Raw genomic sequence first — 15,644 nt, 5'->3', positions numbered from 1 at the left:
AGGTCGGATCTGACGTCGGAGCGGTTTGTCGCGGATCCGTTCGGTGAGGGTGGTCGGTTGTATCGCACGGGTGATGTGGTGCGGTGGCGGGCGGACGGTCGGCTGGAGTTTTTGGGTCGTGGTGACGGTCAGGTGAAGGTGCGGGGTTTTCGTATCGAGTTGGCCGAGATCGAGGCGGTGCTTTCCCGGCATGAGTCGGTGGGGCGGGTGTCGGTGCAGGTCCGTGAGGACCGCCCCGGGGTGAAGCGCCTGGTCGCGTATCTGGTGGCTGCGGTCGGGTGCGGGGTCGACGTTTCTGTTCTGCGTGGGTATGCGGGGGGTGCGTTGCCGGAGTACATGGTGCCGTCGGCTTTCGTCGTTCTGGATGCGCTGCCGTTGAGTGTGAATGGCAAGGTGGACCGCAGGGCGCTTCCCGCTCCGGAGGTGGAGGCGGGGGAGGAGTACGTCGCGCCGCGTACTGATGCGGAGAGGATCCTGGCGGGTGTGTGGGCGGATGTGCTCGGTGTCGAACGGGTCGGTGTCCACGACAATTTCTTCAGTCTCGGTGGTGACTCCATCGCCAGCCTCCAAGTCGTCTCCCGCGCCCGCGACACCCTCGGCGTCGTGCTCTCGCCGCGCGCTCTGTTCGACCACCCCACCGTCGGCCGGCTCGCCGCCTCCCTCACTCCCGCGGCGGCACCGGAACCGGTCTTCACGCCCCCTCCGCGACCGGCCGACGGGCGGCTTCCTCTTTCCTATGCACAGGAACGCCTCTGGTTCCTCGACCAGTTCGCGCACACCACCGTCGAATACAACGTGGTCGACGCCCTCCGTCTCACCGGCGCCCTCGATCTGTCCGCTCTGCGTGTCGCGCTCGCTGCCCTGGTCGCCCGGCACGAAGCGCTTCGTACGACGTTCGACGAGGTCGACGGCCGCGGCGTCCAGGTGGTGCACGACACGAGCACCACGGTCGAACGGGCCACGGCGGCGATCGCCCTCACCGACGCCTCCGACCTCCTTCGTGTCGTCGACGTCACAGGAAAGGACGAACTGGACGCCCTTCTCGCCCAGGAGGCGGTCGCTCCCTTCGATCTGCGCAACGGACCTTTGTTCCGCGCGCTTCTGGCGCGCCGGGCCGATCGGCCGCAGGAGCATGTACTGGTGCTGGCGATGCACCACATCGTCACCGACGGCTGGTCCATGGGCGTGATCACGCGCGAGCTGAGCGCGCTCTATGCCGCCGCCATCCGGGGTGTGGCCGCGGACCTCCCCGAACTTCCCTTCCAATACCCGGACTTCGCTGTTCACCAGCGTGTGCAGCGGCCGACGGCCGACGACGGTGGCGAATCGGTGGACGACGGTCTCGCCTACTGGCGGCAGCGGCTGGCCGGCCTCGAACCCCTGGACCTGTCCACCGACCGTCCCCGCCCGGCCGTCCGGACCACCGCCGGTGCGTTGTGCTCCTTCGACGTGCCCGAGGCCCTGGCCGACCGGTTGCGCGAGGTCGGCCGTGCGCACGGCACGAGCCTCTTCATGAGCCTGACGGCGATCACCCAACTGCTTCTCTCGCGGTGGAGCGGGCAGCGTGACATCGCGCTGGGCACGGCGGTGTCGGGCCGTGAGCGCGCCGAGTGGGAGAACCTGGTCGGCTTCTTCGTCAACACCCTGGTCCTGCGGACGGATGTCGACGAGTCGCGCGGATTCGGTGAGTTCCTGGCGGCCGTGCGCGAGACGGTGCTGGGAGCCTTCGCCCACCAGGACGTGCCGTTCAGCAGGCTCGTCGAGGAGCTGGCCCCGGACCGGGACACCAGCCGCACCCCTCTCGTGCAGGCGATGGTGAGTCTCCAGAACACCCCGACCGCGGACCTCGATCTGCCCGGCCTCCATGTGGAGCCGGTCGAACTGGAGCGGGAGACGGCTCAGTTCGACCTGACCTTCGGCTTCCTCGAGGACGAGGGCCGGCTGCGTGCGGGCGTGGAGTACAACACCGACCTGTACGACGCCAGCACCATCGGTCGTATGACGGCGCACTGGCTTGCTCTGGCGGAGGGGCTGCTCGCCGCGCGGGCCGACACGCCCCTCCACACCCTTGCCACTGACCACGAATCCGCCGACAACGCGACCGCCAACCGCGGAACGGCCGACAAGGGAACCGCCGACAACGCAGCCGCCGGCGACGGAACCGGCGCCCGGAAAATGGCGCGCGAACCACTCCCCACGCCCGAGACCTCCACCTCCGAGACCTCCGTGCCCGCGACCTCCGCGCCCGCGCTCTTCGCCCTGCGCGTCGCCGAGGCGCCCGACGCCCCGGCGCTCATCAGCGCGACCGCGCCCGACGCGGAACCCGTCTCCTACCGCGAGCTCGACCGACGGGCCAACCGCCTCGCCCGGCACCTGATGGAGGCGGGCGTCGGCGTGGAGTCGAGGGTCGCCCTGCTGCTGCCGCGCTCCGTGGACCAGGTCGTCGCCGTGCTGGGCGTCCTCAAGGCGGGCGCCACGTACGTTCCGGTGGATCCGGGCTATCCCGAGGACCGGATCGGCTACATCCTGACGGACAGCGGCGCCGACCTGCTCCTCACCCGCACCGCACTGCTCGGCAGGCTGCCCGCCTCCGGTACGCCCCGGGCGCTTCTGCTCGACGCGCCCGAGACCGTTCGCGCGCTCGCCGCGCAGGCCCCGGGCGACCCGGGCGTCCATGTGCCGGTCGGCGCCGGGGCGTACGTCATCTACACCTCGGGGTCGACGGGCCGTCCCAAGGGCGTCGCCGTCACCCACGCGGGGATCGCGGCACTGGCCCGTACACAGGCGGAACGGCTGGGTGCCGGTCCCGGCGCACGGGTGCTGCAGTTCGCCTCGCCGGGCTTCGACGCCTCCTGGTGGGAGCTGTCCATGGCGCTCCTGACCGGCGCCGCCCTCGTCGTCGACGAGACACCGGGAGGACGGGAGGCCGACTGGGGGGCCAGGCTCGGTCCGGTCGTCGCCGAGACCGGGGTCACCCACGCCACCCTGCCGCCCGCCCTGGTCGCCGCGCTCGACACGGCAGCCCTGCCGCCGGTCCTGACCGTCGCCGGCGAGGCGTGCCCCGCCGACACGGCCGACCGGTGCGCGCCGGGGCGCACGATGCACAACGCGTACGGGCCGACCGAGACCACCGTCTGCGCCACCATCAGCGCACCACTCGTCGCCGGGGCGGGCGTACCGTCCATCGGCGGCCCCGTCACCGGCACACGGGTGGCCGTCCTCGACGCCTGGCTGCGGCCCGTCCCGCTCGGCGTCCCCGGCGAGTTGTACGTCTCCGGGACCGGACTCGCCCGCGGCTACCTGGGCCGGCCCGATCTCACGGCCGCTTCGTTCGTCGCCGACCCGGGCGGGAGCGGCGAGCGGCTGTACCGCACGGGCGACATCGTGCGGCGGCGCGCGGACGGCACGCTGGAATACGTGCGGCGGGCCGGCGACGGCCAGGTCAAGGTGCGCGGGTTCCGGGTGGAGACCAGGGAGATCGAGCACGTGCTCGCGGCCCACGCCTCCGTGGCCCAGGTCGTCGTCGACGCACTCGCGGACCGGCCGGGCGCGCCAGCCCGGCTCGTCGCCCATGTGGTGCCCGCGCCGGGCGGACGGGTGGACGCGGCGGTCCTGCGGGAGCACGCCGCCACTACGCTGCCGGAGTACATGGTGCCGTCGGCGTTCACGACGCTGGACGCGATCCCGCTGAACGCCAACGGCAAGGTCGACCGCAAGGCCCTGCCGACGCCCACGGCCGAGGCGACCGACGCGTACGTCGCGCCGCGCACGCCCGTCGAGGAGACCCTCGCCGCGATCTGGGCCGGCGTGCTGGGCGTCGAACGGGTCGGCGTCCACGACAACTTCTTCGACCTGGGCGGCGACTCCATCCTGAGCATCCAGCTCGTCGCCCAGGCCCGTCGGGCCGGTCTCGGTCTGTCGTCCCGCGACGTCTTCGCCCGGCAGACCGTCGCCGCCCTCGCGGGGCTCGTGGGCCTCGCCGCGTCCGGGGACGCCGCGGGTCGGGACGGCGAGGGCGCCGGACCGGCCCTGTCGGCCGAGCAGGGGGAGGTGACGGGCGAGGTCGCCCCGACACCCATCCGGGAGTGGTTCTTCGCCACGCACACCGAGGACCCGGCGCACTTCGCCATGTCGATGGCGTTCGAGCTGACCGAGGACCTGGACGTGTCCGCGTTCCGCGCGGCCGTGCGGGCCGTGCTGAGCCACCACGACGCGCTCCGCACGGTCTTCGCCGAGACCCCGTCCGGTTCACCGACCGCGCGCATCGTGTCCGTCGCCGATCTGCCCGACCTCGGCGGCGTCGTGGAGGAGCACGACCTCTCCGCCGCCGCCGACCCCGAGGCCGCCTGGACCGCTCTGGCCTCCTCGGCCGCCTCCCGCATCCGCCTCGACCGGACCCCGCTGCTCCGGGTCCTCGTCGCGCGGGGAGCCGGGCAGCGGCCCCGGGTGCAGTTCACCGCCCACCACCTGGTCGTCGACGGGGTGTCCTGGCGGATCCTGCTGGACGACATCGAGACGGCGTACCGACAGGCACTCTCCGGCAAGTCGCCCGATCTCGGCGCGAAGACCACTTCGGTGCGCCAGTGGGCCGACCGCCTCGCCGCGCACCTCCGCGACGGCGGCTTCGACGACCAGCGCGGCTACTGGGCGTCCGCGCTCGACGGTGCGCCGACGGCGCTGCCGCTGGACACGCCGGGCGGCGACGACACCGTGGCCGCCGAGCGGACCGTGCTGTGCGAGCTGGGCGCCGACGAAACGGCGGCACTGCTGCACCGGGTGCCCCAGGTGTACCGCACGCGTGTGGACGAGGTGCTGCTCGCGGCCCTCGCCCGTACCCTGCGCGGCTGGACCGGACAGGACCGGGTGACGGTGGACCTGGAGGGGCACGGGCGCGAGGAACTGTTCGACGACGTCGACCTGACCCGTACCGTCGGCTGGTTCACATCGCTGTACCCGGTCGCGCTCCCGCTGCCCGCGGGCGACGCCTGGCCGGACACGATCGTCGCGGTCAAGGAGGGGCTGCGCGCCGTGCCCGACCGGGGCGTCGGCTACGGAGCACTCCACTTCCTCGGCGCGGGCGCCCTTCCGGAGCGGCCGGGGGTCAGCTTCAACTACCACGGTCAGTTCGACGTGACGGCCGCCCCGAGGCCCGGGGCCCCCTCCACCCCGCGGACCGCCTCCCCGGCCGCCCCACGTTCCGGATCGTCGCCCTCCACGCACCCCGGCACGGATTCCCCGGCGCAGGCCCCGGACGGCGGGCTCTACCGTGCCGAACTGCCCGACGCGGGAGGCGACCGCGGCGGTCGCGAGCGGCGCAGCCATCTCCTGGAGGTCGTCGGCGGTGTCCAGGACGGCCGGCTCGTCTTCTCCTGGACGTATTCGCCGGGGCTGCACCGGGAGGAGACCGTGCGGAGGCTGGCCGACGCCTTCACGGCCGCGCTCGCCGACTTCGTCGCGCACTGCGCACAGCCCACGGCGGGCCGCTGCTCGCCCGCCGACTTCCCGCTCGTCGCGCTGACGCAGGACGAGGTGGACCGGGTCGCCGGCGACGGGCGGAACGTGACCGACGTGCTGCCGCTGACGCCGCTCCAGACGGGAATGCTGTTCCACACCCTCGCCGCACCGGACTCCGCCGCGTACCTGGAGCAGTTCGCCTGTGTCCTCGACGGCGTGACCGACGCCGCCGCGCTGGCCCGTGCCTGGCGGCGGGTGGCGGACCGGACGGACGCGCTGCGGGTGTCGGTGGCGTGGCAGGAGACCGAGCGGCCGGTACAGGTCGTGCACCGCGAGGCGCCGCTGCCGGTCACGTTCCTCGACTGGTCCGCCTGCGCCGACGAGGAGGACCGCGCCGCGCGGGTCACGGCCCTGCTCGCGGCGGACCGCGAACGAGGCGTCGACCTCGGCACGGCACCACCGGCCCGGCTCACCCTGGCCACGCTGCCCGGCGGGGCCGTACAGGTCCTCTGGACCTTCCACCATCTGCTCCTGGACGGGTGGAGCAGCGCCGCGCTCCTGTCGGACGTGATCGCCGAGTACGCGGCACTGACCGGTGCGGACACCGCGCGACCGGCCCCGGCGCGGGGTGCGTTCCGGGACTACCTGGAGTGGCTGGGGGCACGCGACCACACCGAGGGGCGCGCCTACTGGCGGGAACGGCTGGCCGGTTTCGCCGAGCCCGTGTCCCTGCCCTGCGACCGTCCGGCCTCCCGGGAACGCCAGGGATGCTCGACCGAGCGGGTGCCGGTTGTGCTGTCGGCGGCCGAGGCGGAGCGGGCGCGGGTGTTCGCGCGACGCCACCGGCTGACGCCGAACGCCGTCGTGCAGGGCGCCTGGTCGCTGCTCCTCGCGCACCACAGCGGAGCGCGGGACGTCGTGTTCGGAGCGACGGTCTCCGGGCGGCCCGCCGAACTGCCCGGCTCCGACAGCATCCTGGGCCTGTTCATCAACACCCTCCCGGTGCGGGTGGACGTCTCCATGGACCACCCCGTCGTGCCCTGGCTGAGCGGGATCCAGGAAGGGGCCGTCGAGGCCCGCCGGCACGAATACGTGGCGCTGAGCGACATCGAGACCGAAGTTCCCTCCGGCACCGCGCTGTTCGAGACCCTGGTGGTGTTCGAGAACTATCCGGCGGACGCCGACGCCGCCGCCCGGCACGGGGTGGGGCTGCGGGAGGTGGAAGCCGTCGAGGCCACCAACTACCCGCTCACGCTCATCGCGGGCGGCGGCAGGGGCGACACCGGTGGGCTGAGCATGGACCTGGCCTACGACCCGCTGCTGTTCGACACCGTCACCGCGCGGCGGCTCGCCGAGCACCTGGCCCGCATGGTGCGGGAGTTGACCTCCGGGGAGGCGACGACCCTCGCCGACGTCGCCCCGCTGTCCCCGTACGAGGCACGCCGCGCCGCGCACTGGGGCACCGGCCGCGAAGGTTCCACTCCGGTCGCGTTCGGCGAGTGGTTCGCCGGACGGGCCGCGGCGCACGCGGACGCGCCCGCGTTGGCGTGGGGCGGCGAGGAGATCTCGTACCGCGAACTGGACGAGCGGGCGGACCGGATGGCGGGGCTGCTGTACGCCCGCGGCGTCCGGCTCGAATCACGGGTCGCGGTGATGCTGCCCCGCTCGCCCGAATGGGTGGTCACGGTGATCGCGGTACTGCGGGCCGGCGGCGTGTACGTCCCGGTCGACCCGGGCTGGCCGGCCGAGCGGCTGGACTACGTGCTCTCGGACTGCGGCGCGACCGTGCTGGTGACCGACCGGACCGGCGCCGACGCGCTCAGCGCCGCGCCCGCCCGGCCCGGGGGCGCCGCGCCCGTCGTCCTCACGGTCGACGACCCGGCGCTCGTCCGGGCCGACGCCGGGTCGGCCGCGCGGCCCGTGCGCGTGCCGGTACCCGCGTCGGCAGCGGCGTACGTCATCTACACCTCCGGCTCGACGGGCCGTCCGAAGGGCGTGGTCGTCCCGCACACCGGTCTGGCCTCCCTCGCCCGCACCGTCCACGACCTGGACGGGGAGGACACCGGGGCCCGGACCGTCCGGGCCCCGGACGGGCACGCCGCCGCGGACCGGGCGTCCGGGGACGGCGGGCGGTTCCTCCAGCTCGCGTCGTCGGGCTTCGACGCGTCCGTGCTCGAACTGCTGATGGCGTTCAGCGGCGGCGGCACCCTCGTCCTGCCCACCGACCCCGGGGCCCGGGACACGGACGGCGCCCCGCTGCCCAGCGGCCCGCTCGCCGGGGAGGACCTTGCCGACGTCCTGGAGCGAGAACGCGTCACGCACGCCTTCATCCCGCCGACCGTCCTCGGCAGTATCCCGGCCGGCCGCGCGCCGGGCCTGCGGACGCTGCTGTCGGGCGGTGAGGCCGTCACCGCGGATCTCGTCGCCCGCTGGGCCGACGGGCGCCGGATGCTGAACGCGTACGGCCCGACCGAGACCACGGTCGTCGCCACCCTCAGCGGGACGCTGCCGCTCGCCCCCGCGACCGCGGCGGCCGTGCCCCCGATCGGCGGCCCGGTCTCCGGCACGAAGGTGTCGGTGCTCGACGGACGGCTGCGCCCCGTCCCGGTCGGCGTACCCGGGGAGCTGTACGTGACGGGCGCGGGCGTGGCCCGCGGCTACCTGGGCCGCCCGGGCCTGACGGCCACCCGTTTCGTCCCCGACCCGGCCGACCCGAAGGGCGCCGCGCGGCTCTACCGGACCGGCGACGTGGTGCGCTGGCGGGCCGACGGGCGGCTGGAGTTCGTCGGCCGCGCCGACGACCAGGTGAAGATCCGCGGCCTGCGGATCGAGCTCGGCGAGATCGAGGCCGCGCTCGCCGCCCATCCCGCGGTCGAACAGGGCGCGGCCGTCGTACGGGAGGACCGGCCGGGCGCCAAGCGGATCGTGGCGTACACGGTTCCCGCCGAGGGCGTGACGCCGTGCCCGCCCGAGGAACTGCGGTCCCATCTGGCCCGGACACTGCCCGACTACATGGTGCCGTCGGCCTATGTGACCCTGTCGGCGCTGCCGGTGAACGCGAGCGGCAAGACGGACCGCAAGGCGCTGCCCGCGCCGTCGGACACCGGGTCGGTCGCCGGGCGTGTCGGCCCGCGCACGGAGACCGAGCGGACGCTCTGCGCCATCTGGGCGGACGTGCTGAAGGTCGACGAGGTCGGGGTGCACGACACCTTCTTCGACCTGGGCGGTGACTCCATCCTCAGCATCCAGGTCGTGTCCCGGGCCCGCCGCGCCGGTCTCGAACTGTCCTCGCGGGACGTGTTCGTGGGCCAGACCGTCGCGGTTCTGGCGGCGGAGGCCGACGCGGCCCGCGACACGGCGTCCCCGGCGGCCACCGCCGAGGACACCGAGACCGGCGAACTGCCGCTCACCCCGATCGCGCGCTGGTTCTTCGCGACGCACCCCCTCGCCCCGGCCCACTTCGGCATGACGAACTCCTTCGAACTCGCCCCCGGCACCGTCCCGTCGGCGCTGAGGGCGGCCGTGGCGGCCCTGGTGGCCCGGCACGGGGCGCTGCGCTCCACCTACGCGCCCACCGGTCCGGACGACCGGTGGACCGGGCACGTCGCGGCCGTCGAGGACACCGACCCGGACGCCCTGTTCACCGTGCACGACCTGTCCGGCACGGCGGACGAGGCCGCCGCGCACGCCCGTTGGGACGCCGTCGTCCGTGCGGCGCAGGCAGGGTTCCGGCTGGGCGACGGCCCGCTGCTGCGGGTCCTGTACGCCGACCGGGGCCCCGGTCGCGCGCCCTGGCTCACGCTCACCGCGCACCACCTGGTCGTCGACGGCGTGTCCTGGCGGATCCTGCTCGACGACCTGGAGGCCGGTTACGCGCAGGCGGTGACCGGTGAAGCGGTCGAGGTACGGCCCCGGACCTCGTCGGTGCGGCAGTGGACGCGCCGACTGGAACGGCACGTCGCGGAGGGCGGGTTCGACGCGGAACTGGACCACTGGCGGGGCGCGGCCGACGCGGTGCGCGCGGCCGCGGGCACCTTGCCGGTCGACCGCCCGGACGCTCCCAACACCGGGGCGGAGCTGGACGCGGTGGCGGTCACCCTGAGTGCCGAGCGGACCCACGCGTTGCTGCACGCCGCGCCCGGCCGCTACCGCACCCGGATAGACGACCTGCTCCTGGCCGGGCTCGGCCGGGTCCTGTCGGACTGGACCGGCCGCGACGACCAGGTCGTCGCGCTGGAGAGCCACGGTCGGGAGGACCTGTTCGAGGACATCGACCTGTCGGGCACGGTCGGCTGGTTCACGGCCCTGCACCCGGTGGCGCTGCACACCCCGGCCGGGGCCGGCTGGGCGGAGACCGTCCGGGCGGTCAAGCGCCGGCTGCGGGCCGTGCCGCACCACGGCGTCGGGCACGGCGCCCTGCGCTGGCTCGGCGCGGGCCTGCTCCCGGACGCGCCCCACCCGCAGATCAGCTTCAACTACCTGGGCCGGTTCGACATGGCGGGCGGCGACAGCGGAGCGGGCGGCCTGATCCGCCGCGAACTGGACGTGGTCGGCCGCGACTTCGACCTCGGTGAAGCCAGGCCGCATCTGATCGACGTCGGCGCGCTGGTGCAGGACGGTCGGCTGACCGTCAGTTGGTCCTACTCCTCGGCACAGTACGAGCGGAGCACCATCGACGGTCTGGCGGACGCCTATGCGCGGGCGCTGGGAGAACTCGCCGAGGGAAGGTGACATGACCGACAGCCGGTGACCGCCGGAAGCGGGGGCGGGGCGGCGGGCGCCCCGCCCCCTTGCGTGCGGAGCGGCGAGTGTCCCGCCCTCTTGCGTGCGGGGCGGTGCGGCCGGCCGACCGGGCTCCGCCGTACTCCTCGTGTTCCGCGTGCCTTCCCGTGCTCCGGGCGGGGCCTCGCCGCCCTTCCCGTCAGGCCGGAAGCGCCCGCGGATCCACGACCCAGTGGTTGGTCCTGAGGACACGGCCCGCGAACGTCATGTCGGTTTCCGAGAGGAACCGGAAACCGACGGAGCGGCAGATGCCGTTGGACGCCGCGTTGCCCGTCGCCGGGAAGGCGTGCACGAGGCCCCAGCGGTCCTGATCCCGGGCCTGTTCCAGGAGGGCGCGGACGGCGCGTTTGCCCAGTCCCCGCCTCTGGAACCCGGGCAGCACCATCCACCCGATCTCGGAGACCGGTCCGTCGTCGGTGTCGTGGGACCAGAGGTTCACGGTGCCCGCCACCACGTCGGGTTCGGTCGGATCGGGAATGATCATCTTGAGCCACGCGAGGTCGTCCGCCGCCTTCCGGGCATCCCGGAGGACCTTGTCCTCGATCCCCTCGCGCGGCAGAGGTCCGCCGAGATCGGCCATCATCTCGGGATCGCACTGCATCCGGATGTAGGCATCGACATCGTCCGGAGTGACGTTGCGCAACTGCACGGGTTCCTCCTCGGTCTCACGCGGATGGCCCCATGTTCCGGGAACGCCGGTCACCGGCGCTCCCGGGGGCCGCTTCGGCGCGTACTGCTGCGGCCGGAAAGGTCTACCGGCTCGCGACGCCAGGCACGGCACCTCGCCGCGTTGTCGCATCACCCGAGTACGTCGAGTACAAGGGCGATCCTCCGCCTTGCGATGCACCGCACCGGACGCCGCGAGCTTCCCGGCAAACGTTTCCGGCCACAGCAGTACGACGCCGGGCGGTGCTTCGCCCGCCGGCGGTACGGCCGACGCGCCGGGCTGCTCGCGGCGTCCCGTCACAGCCATCCGCTGCGCTGTGCCTGCAGGGCCAGCTGGAAGCGGTTCACGGCGCCCAGCCGGGCCATCAGGATCTGCAGGCGGCGGAAGAGCGTGCGGCGGCTGATCCCCAGCTCGCGGGCGATGACGTCGTCGCCCGTGCCGCCCGCGAGGAGCCACAGCAGGCGGCGGTCGGCGGGGGACAGGCCGCCGGGGCGGGTGGTGCGGCCGTGCAGGGGCAGCGCGTTCTGCCAGCACTGCTCGAACAGCGCGATGAGAGCGGAGAGCAGGCCGCACGGCTGCACGACCAGCATGGTGTTGTGGACATCGGCCTCCTTGCTCGACAACGACACGAGGGCGTACGCCTCGTCGATGACGAGAAGCTTCACCGGCACCGACGGCAGCACCCTGGCCTGCTCGCCCGCCTTGACGCACGGCTCGACGGCATCCTTCAGATGACCGGGGTGCTCCAGGGACTCCCGCGAGTACACGACACGCTGCGTCACACCCCGGGCGAGCGTTGCCAGCGCGTCCTCCGTGGCGCCCGTCAGAGGGAAGTACGGCGGGGACTCGAACTGCCGGATCTGGTCGCGGGCGCTCATCCAGGCGCGACGCATCCTCGGGCCGATCGCCTCGCCGGTGACGACCTCGACGAGATGGTCGTTGTACGCGGCGAGCCGCTGCCGCCGGAACGACTCGAAAGCGCCCCCGACGGCGAGGCGCGACTCCTCCACCTCGGCCACGCGATGCCGGGCGAGGACCTCCAGACCGGCGGTCGGCGGAACCGGGGCCACCACGTCCCCGCCCTCCTCCGCGGCACTGGCCAGACCGGCGTCGACCAACGCGCCGTAAGCAGCGGTCAGTGCCGGACCGTCCAGACCGACGGCGGCCGCGATCGCGTCGAGCGGGGCGGGAGCCAGTTCGAGCAGCGCCAGATAGACCCGGCCCGCAGTGTGATCGATGCCCAGGAGCCGAAGGGCCTCGCCGAGTCTCGCGTTCGTCATGCGTCGCATTATCGACGTCTCCGGCCTGGGCCGTGGCCGATCGGTGCCAGTGTCACTTTCCGGCACCAGGCGCGCCCGGCACGGGATACCGTCCCGGGAGCCGCCGACGACCGGCGGTGGCGAGGGCACCCCGACCGCACCCGGGTCAGGTCCGTCCGCGCGGACGCCCCGCCCTCGCCGCTGAGCGACCGAACCCGTCCAGAAGAAGGGTGTATGCCGTGGCGAAACGCCGGAAGAACGGTCTGTACTCAGGGATCTCCGAGGAACTGTCCGCGCTGATGCGGACGGGGTGGGCGGACACCGAGCGGCACGACCTCGGCCTCGACGAGCAGGCCCCGTACGCGGCCCGCCGCCGCGCCGCGCTTTCCGCGCGCTTTCCGGGCGAACGGCTCGTGATCCCCTCCGGACACCTCAAGATCCGTTCGAACGACGACGTCTATCCGTTCCGGCCGTACTCCGGCTACGTCCACATGACCGGGGACCGGGCCCGGGACAGCGCTCTCGTCCTCGAACCCCGGGCGGACGGCGGCCACGACGCCCACTGCTACCGACTGCCGCGGGACAGCAGGGACGACAACGAGTTCTGGACCGGCGCCTCGGCGGAGCTGTGGATGGGCCGGCGCCGCACCCTCGCCGAGTCGGAGCGGGTGCTCGGTCTGCCCTGCCGGGACATTCGCACGGCGGCCGACGACCTGGCCGCCGCCCCCGGTGTGCCGACCCGGATCGTCCGGGGCATCGCCCCGTCCCTGGAGGCCGCCGTCGCCACGGAGGAGGAGCGCGACGCCGAACTCGAAGAGGCGCTCGGCGATCTCCGCCTCGTCAAGGACGACTGGGAGATCACCGAGCTCCGCAAGGCCGTGGACTCCACGGTCCGCGGATTCACCGATGTCGTCGGTGAGCTCTCCCGGGCGATCGCGTCGTCCGAGCGATGGATCGAGGGCACGTTCTTCCGCCGCGCGCGTCTGGAGGGCAACGCCGTCGGCTACGGCACGATCTGCGCCGCGGGCGAGCACGCCACGATCATGCACTGGACGGACAACGACGGCCCGGTGCGCCCGGGAGACCTGCTCCTGCTCGACGCCGGTGTCGAGACGCACACCCTCTACACCGCCGACGTCACGCGCACCCTGCCGGTCGACGGCACCTTCACCCCCTTGCAGCGCAAGGTCTACGACGCGGTGTACGAGGCCCAGGAAGCCGGCATCGCGGCAGTCAAGCCGGGCGCCGCGTACCGGGACTTCCACGAGGCGGCCCAGCGTCATCTGACGGCACGGCTGGTCGAGTGGGGCTTCATCGAAGGTCCGGCGGACCGCGCGTACGAGCTCGGCCTCCAGCGCCGCTTCACGCTGGCGGGCACCGGTCACATGCTCGGCCTGGACGTCCACGACTGCGCGCAGGCCCGGAACGAGGAGTACGTCGACGGCGTACTGGAACCGGGCATGGTGCTCACCGTCGAGCCCGGCCTGTACTTCCAGCCGGACGACCTCACCGTGCCCGAGGAGTGGCGCGGCATCGGCGTCCGGATCGAGGACGACCTGGTCGTCACCGACGACGGTTACGAGAACCTGTCGGCGGGCCTGCCCCGGTCCGCGGACGAGGTCGAGGAGTGGATGGCCCGGTTCGCGGGCTGAGTCCGTCGAGGACGGGCCCGGCGCCGGGTTCTCTCCGCGGGGAGCGGACTCCGGTGCCGGGTCCGGGACTTCGAAGGCGCTCGCCATGGAAGTGGAATCACGGAGGCGTGCCCGACGCCCCGCTGCGCCGCCCGATGGACTGAACGGTCCGGTCGGCCGACCGTTCGGAACGCCCCCGAGGAGTGTCACTCCGGTGGCACGACCGGCCGTGGGGCGGCCCGGCCCACGCCGCCGTGGCCCGGGCCACCGAACAGGCCGGTCCCGACCGTCACCGAGCGGATCGGTGCCCGACAGGGGAGAATGGCACCTCTGGGCCGGATGAGGTGGTGGGTGATGCCCGCATGGCATCTGCGCGACTATCACGACGACGATCTCGACCAGGCGATCCAGGTCTGGGACCAGAGCCGGCAGGTCTGCCGCGACCCGATCTTCCCCGTCTCCGAGGTGATGGCCGCGGCCAAGGCCGGTCAGCCCGCGGTCGTCGCGGTGGTCGGCGACGAACTGGTCGGCATGGCCGTGGCTCAGGCGTACGGCGGGCGAGGCTGGATCCTCCTGGTCGCCCTGGCCTCCCGCTGGCGCGAGCGCGGGATCGGCAGCGCTCTCCTCGCCGAGTTGGAGCGTCGCCTGCGCGCACTGGGCGTGCGCCACGTCAGCGCGCTGCTGTCCGCGGGTGCCGCCGGGACGAAGGCTCTGGAGAACGCGGGCTACCGGTTCCGTGACGACCTGACCTACTACGAGAAACTCGATCCGCCCGGGGCCGCGAACGCCGACGCCCTGGCGGCGCTGGGCGGGCGCATGCTGCCCGGGGACCTCTGGGACGCCATGGCCGGAATGGACCGGGAGAAGCAGGTCGTCGAACGTCGTGTCGTGCTGCCGCTGAAGGAGCCGGCGCTGGCCGACCGCTACGGTGTGGTTCCGCCCAAGGCGATCATCCTGTTCGGCCCGCCCGGCACCGGAAAGACGAGTTTCGCCAAGGCGGTCGCCTCACGGCTCGGCTGGCCGTTCGTGGAACTCTTCCCGTCCCGGCTCGCGGCCGACACGAGCGAGGGGCTGGCCACGGCGCTGCGGGAGGCCTTCGCCGAACTGTCGGAACTGGACTCGGTGCTGCTCTTCATCGACGAGGTCGAGGAGATCGCCGGCGTGCGGTCCGGGAAGGCGGTCGATCCCGGGCACGGGGTGACCAACGAGTTGCTCAAACTCATCCCCGTCTTCCGTGAGCAGGACGCGCGCCTGCTGGCCTGCGCCACCAACTCGGTGCGTTCTCTCGACGCGGCGTTCCTGCGCCCCGGGCGATTCGACTGCGTCATCCCCATCGGGCCCCCGGACGCGACCGCGCGCTCGGCGATCTGGGCCCGCTATCTCAGGACCGCCACCGACTCGATCGACCTGGCCCAACTGGTGGCGGCCAGCGAGCTGTTCACCCCGGCCGACATCGAGTTCGCGGCTCGCAAGGGCGCGCAGGCGGCGTTCGAGCGTGAAGTCACCCAGCGCCAGGGCCGGCCGGCCACCACCGAGGACTACATGACCGCCATCGCCGATACACGGCCCACCCTCACCACGCAGGCGATCGAGGAGTTCGCGGAGGACATCGAGAAATTCAGCCGGCTATGAGCCCCGGTTCCCGCGGCGGGCTCCGCCCCGATGACGGGGTGCCGCGGATCCGGCGACGCACGGTGCGACGCGCCTCGACCGTCGACAGGGCCTCGCTCCGTACGGACAAGGCGTACTCCTCCCATTCCTCCTCCGTGTGCGGAGGAACAAGGCGCGCCATCGGGCTTCCCCCGCCTCGCCACCGCGCCGACCTGCTACGAGAAGCCCGGCAAGTATCGC

6 protein-coding genes and 1 pseudogene are annotated in these 15,644 nt (G+C 73.2%); 4 read left to right on the top strand and 3 right to left on the bottom strand.

What is annotated here, in order from left to right:
* Positions 1 to 192, bottom strand: a 192-nt coding sequence (locus AB0E67_RS24965; RefSeq protein ID WP_362030658.1) for a hypothetical protein, incomplete at its 3' end; no start/stop codon positions are given.
* Here AB0E67_RS24965 and AB0E67_RS24960 point away from each other — a divergent pair.
* Together AB0E67_RS24960 and AB0E67_RS24955 are read left to right on the top strand one after the other, a co-directional pair.
* Positions 133 to 333 (top strand): annotated as a pseudogene (locus tag AB0E67_RS24960) (hypothetical protein); the annotation flags it as partial. The gene AB0E67_RS24965 and the pseudogene AB0E67_RS24960 sit on opposite strands and share 60 nt — an antisense overlap.
* Before the next feature lie 48 nt (positions 334 to 381).
* Complete coding sequence (locus tag AB0E67_RS24955) at positions 382 to 10,185, top strand: amino acid adenylation domain-containing protein (RefSeq protein ID WP_362030656.1); 9,804 nt, start codon at positions 382 to 384, stop codon at positions 10,183 to 10,185.
* A gap of 190 nt (positions 10,186 to 10,375) precedes the next feature.
* Here the strand turns inward: AB0E67_RS24955 and AB0E67_RS24950 are convergent, their stop codons facing one another.
* Together AB0E67_RS24950 and AB0E67_RS24945 are read right to left on the bottom strand one after the other, a co-directional pair.
* Positions 10,376 to 10,885 (bottom strand): GNAT family N-acetyltransferase, encoded by a 510-nt coding sequence (locus tag AB0E67_RS24950; protein WP_362030654.1) that lies wholly within the window; start codon positions 10,883 to 10,885, stop codon positions 10,376 to 10,378.
* Between the two features lie 314 nt (positions 10,886 to 11,199).
* A complete protein-coding gene (locus tag AB0E67_RS24945) occupies positions 11,200 to 12,183 on the bottom strand; it encodes a LuxR family transcriptional regulator (protein WP_362030628.1) in 984 nt (327 codons plus the stop codon).
* A 218-nt stretch (positions 12,184 to 12,401) separates the two neighbouring features.
* Between AB0E67_RS24945 and AB0E67_RS24940 the strand changes: the two genes are divergently transcribed.
* Entirely contained in the window at positions 12,402 to 13,814 is a 1,413-nt protein-coding gene (locus AB0E67_RS24940) for an aminopeptidase P family protein (RefSeq protein ID WP_362030626.1), read from the top strand.
* 333 nt (positions 13,815 to 14,147) lie between these two features.
* Positions 14,148 to 15,425 carry a GNAT family N-acetyltransferase gene (locus AB0E67_RS24935; protein ID WP_362030624.1) on the top strand — a complete coding sequence of 426 codons (1,278 nt, stop codon included), beginning with the start codon at positions 14,148 to 14,150 and terminating at the stop codon, positions 15,423 to 15,425.
* Positions 15,426 to 15,644 lie beyond the last annotated feature (219 nt).

This window comes from Streptomyces sp. NPDC032161 (assembly GCF_040636995.1).
Classification (GTDB): domain Bacteria; phylum Actinomycetota; class Actinomycetes; order Streptomycetales; family Streptomycetaceae; genus Streptomyces.
This window is presented reverse-complemented; position numbering and strand designations above follow the sequence as displayed.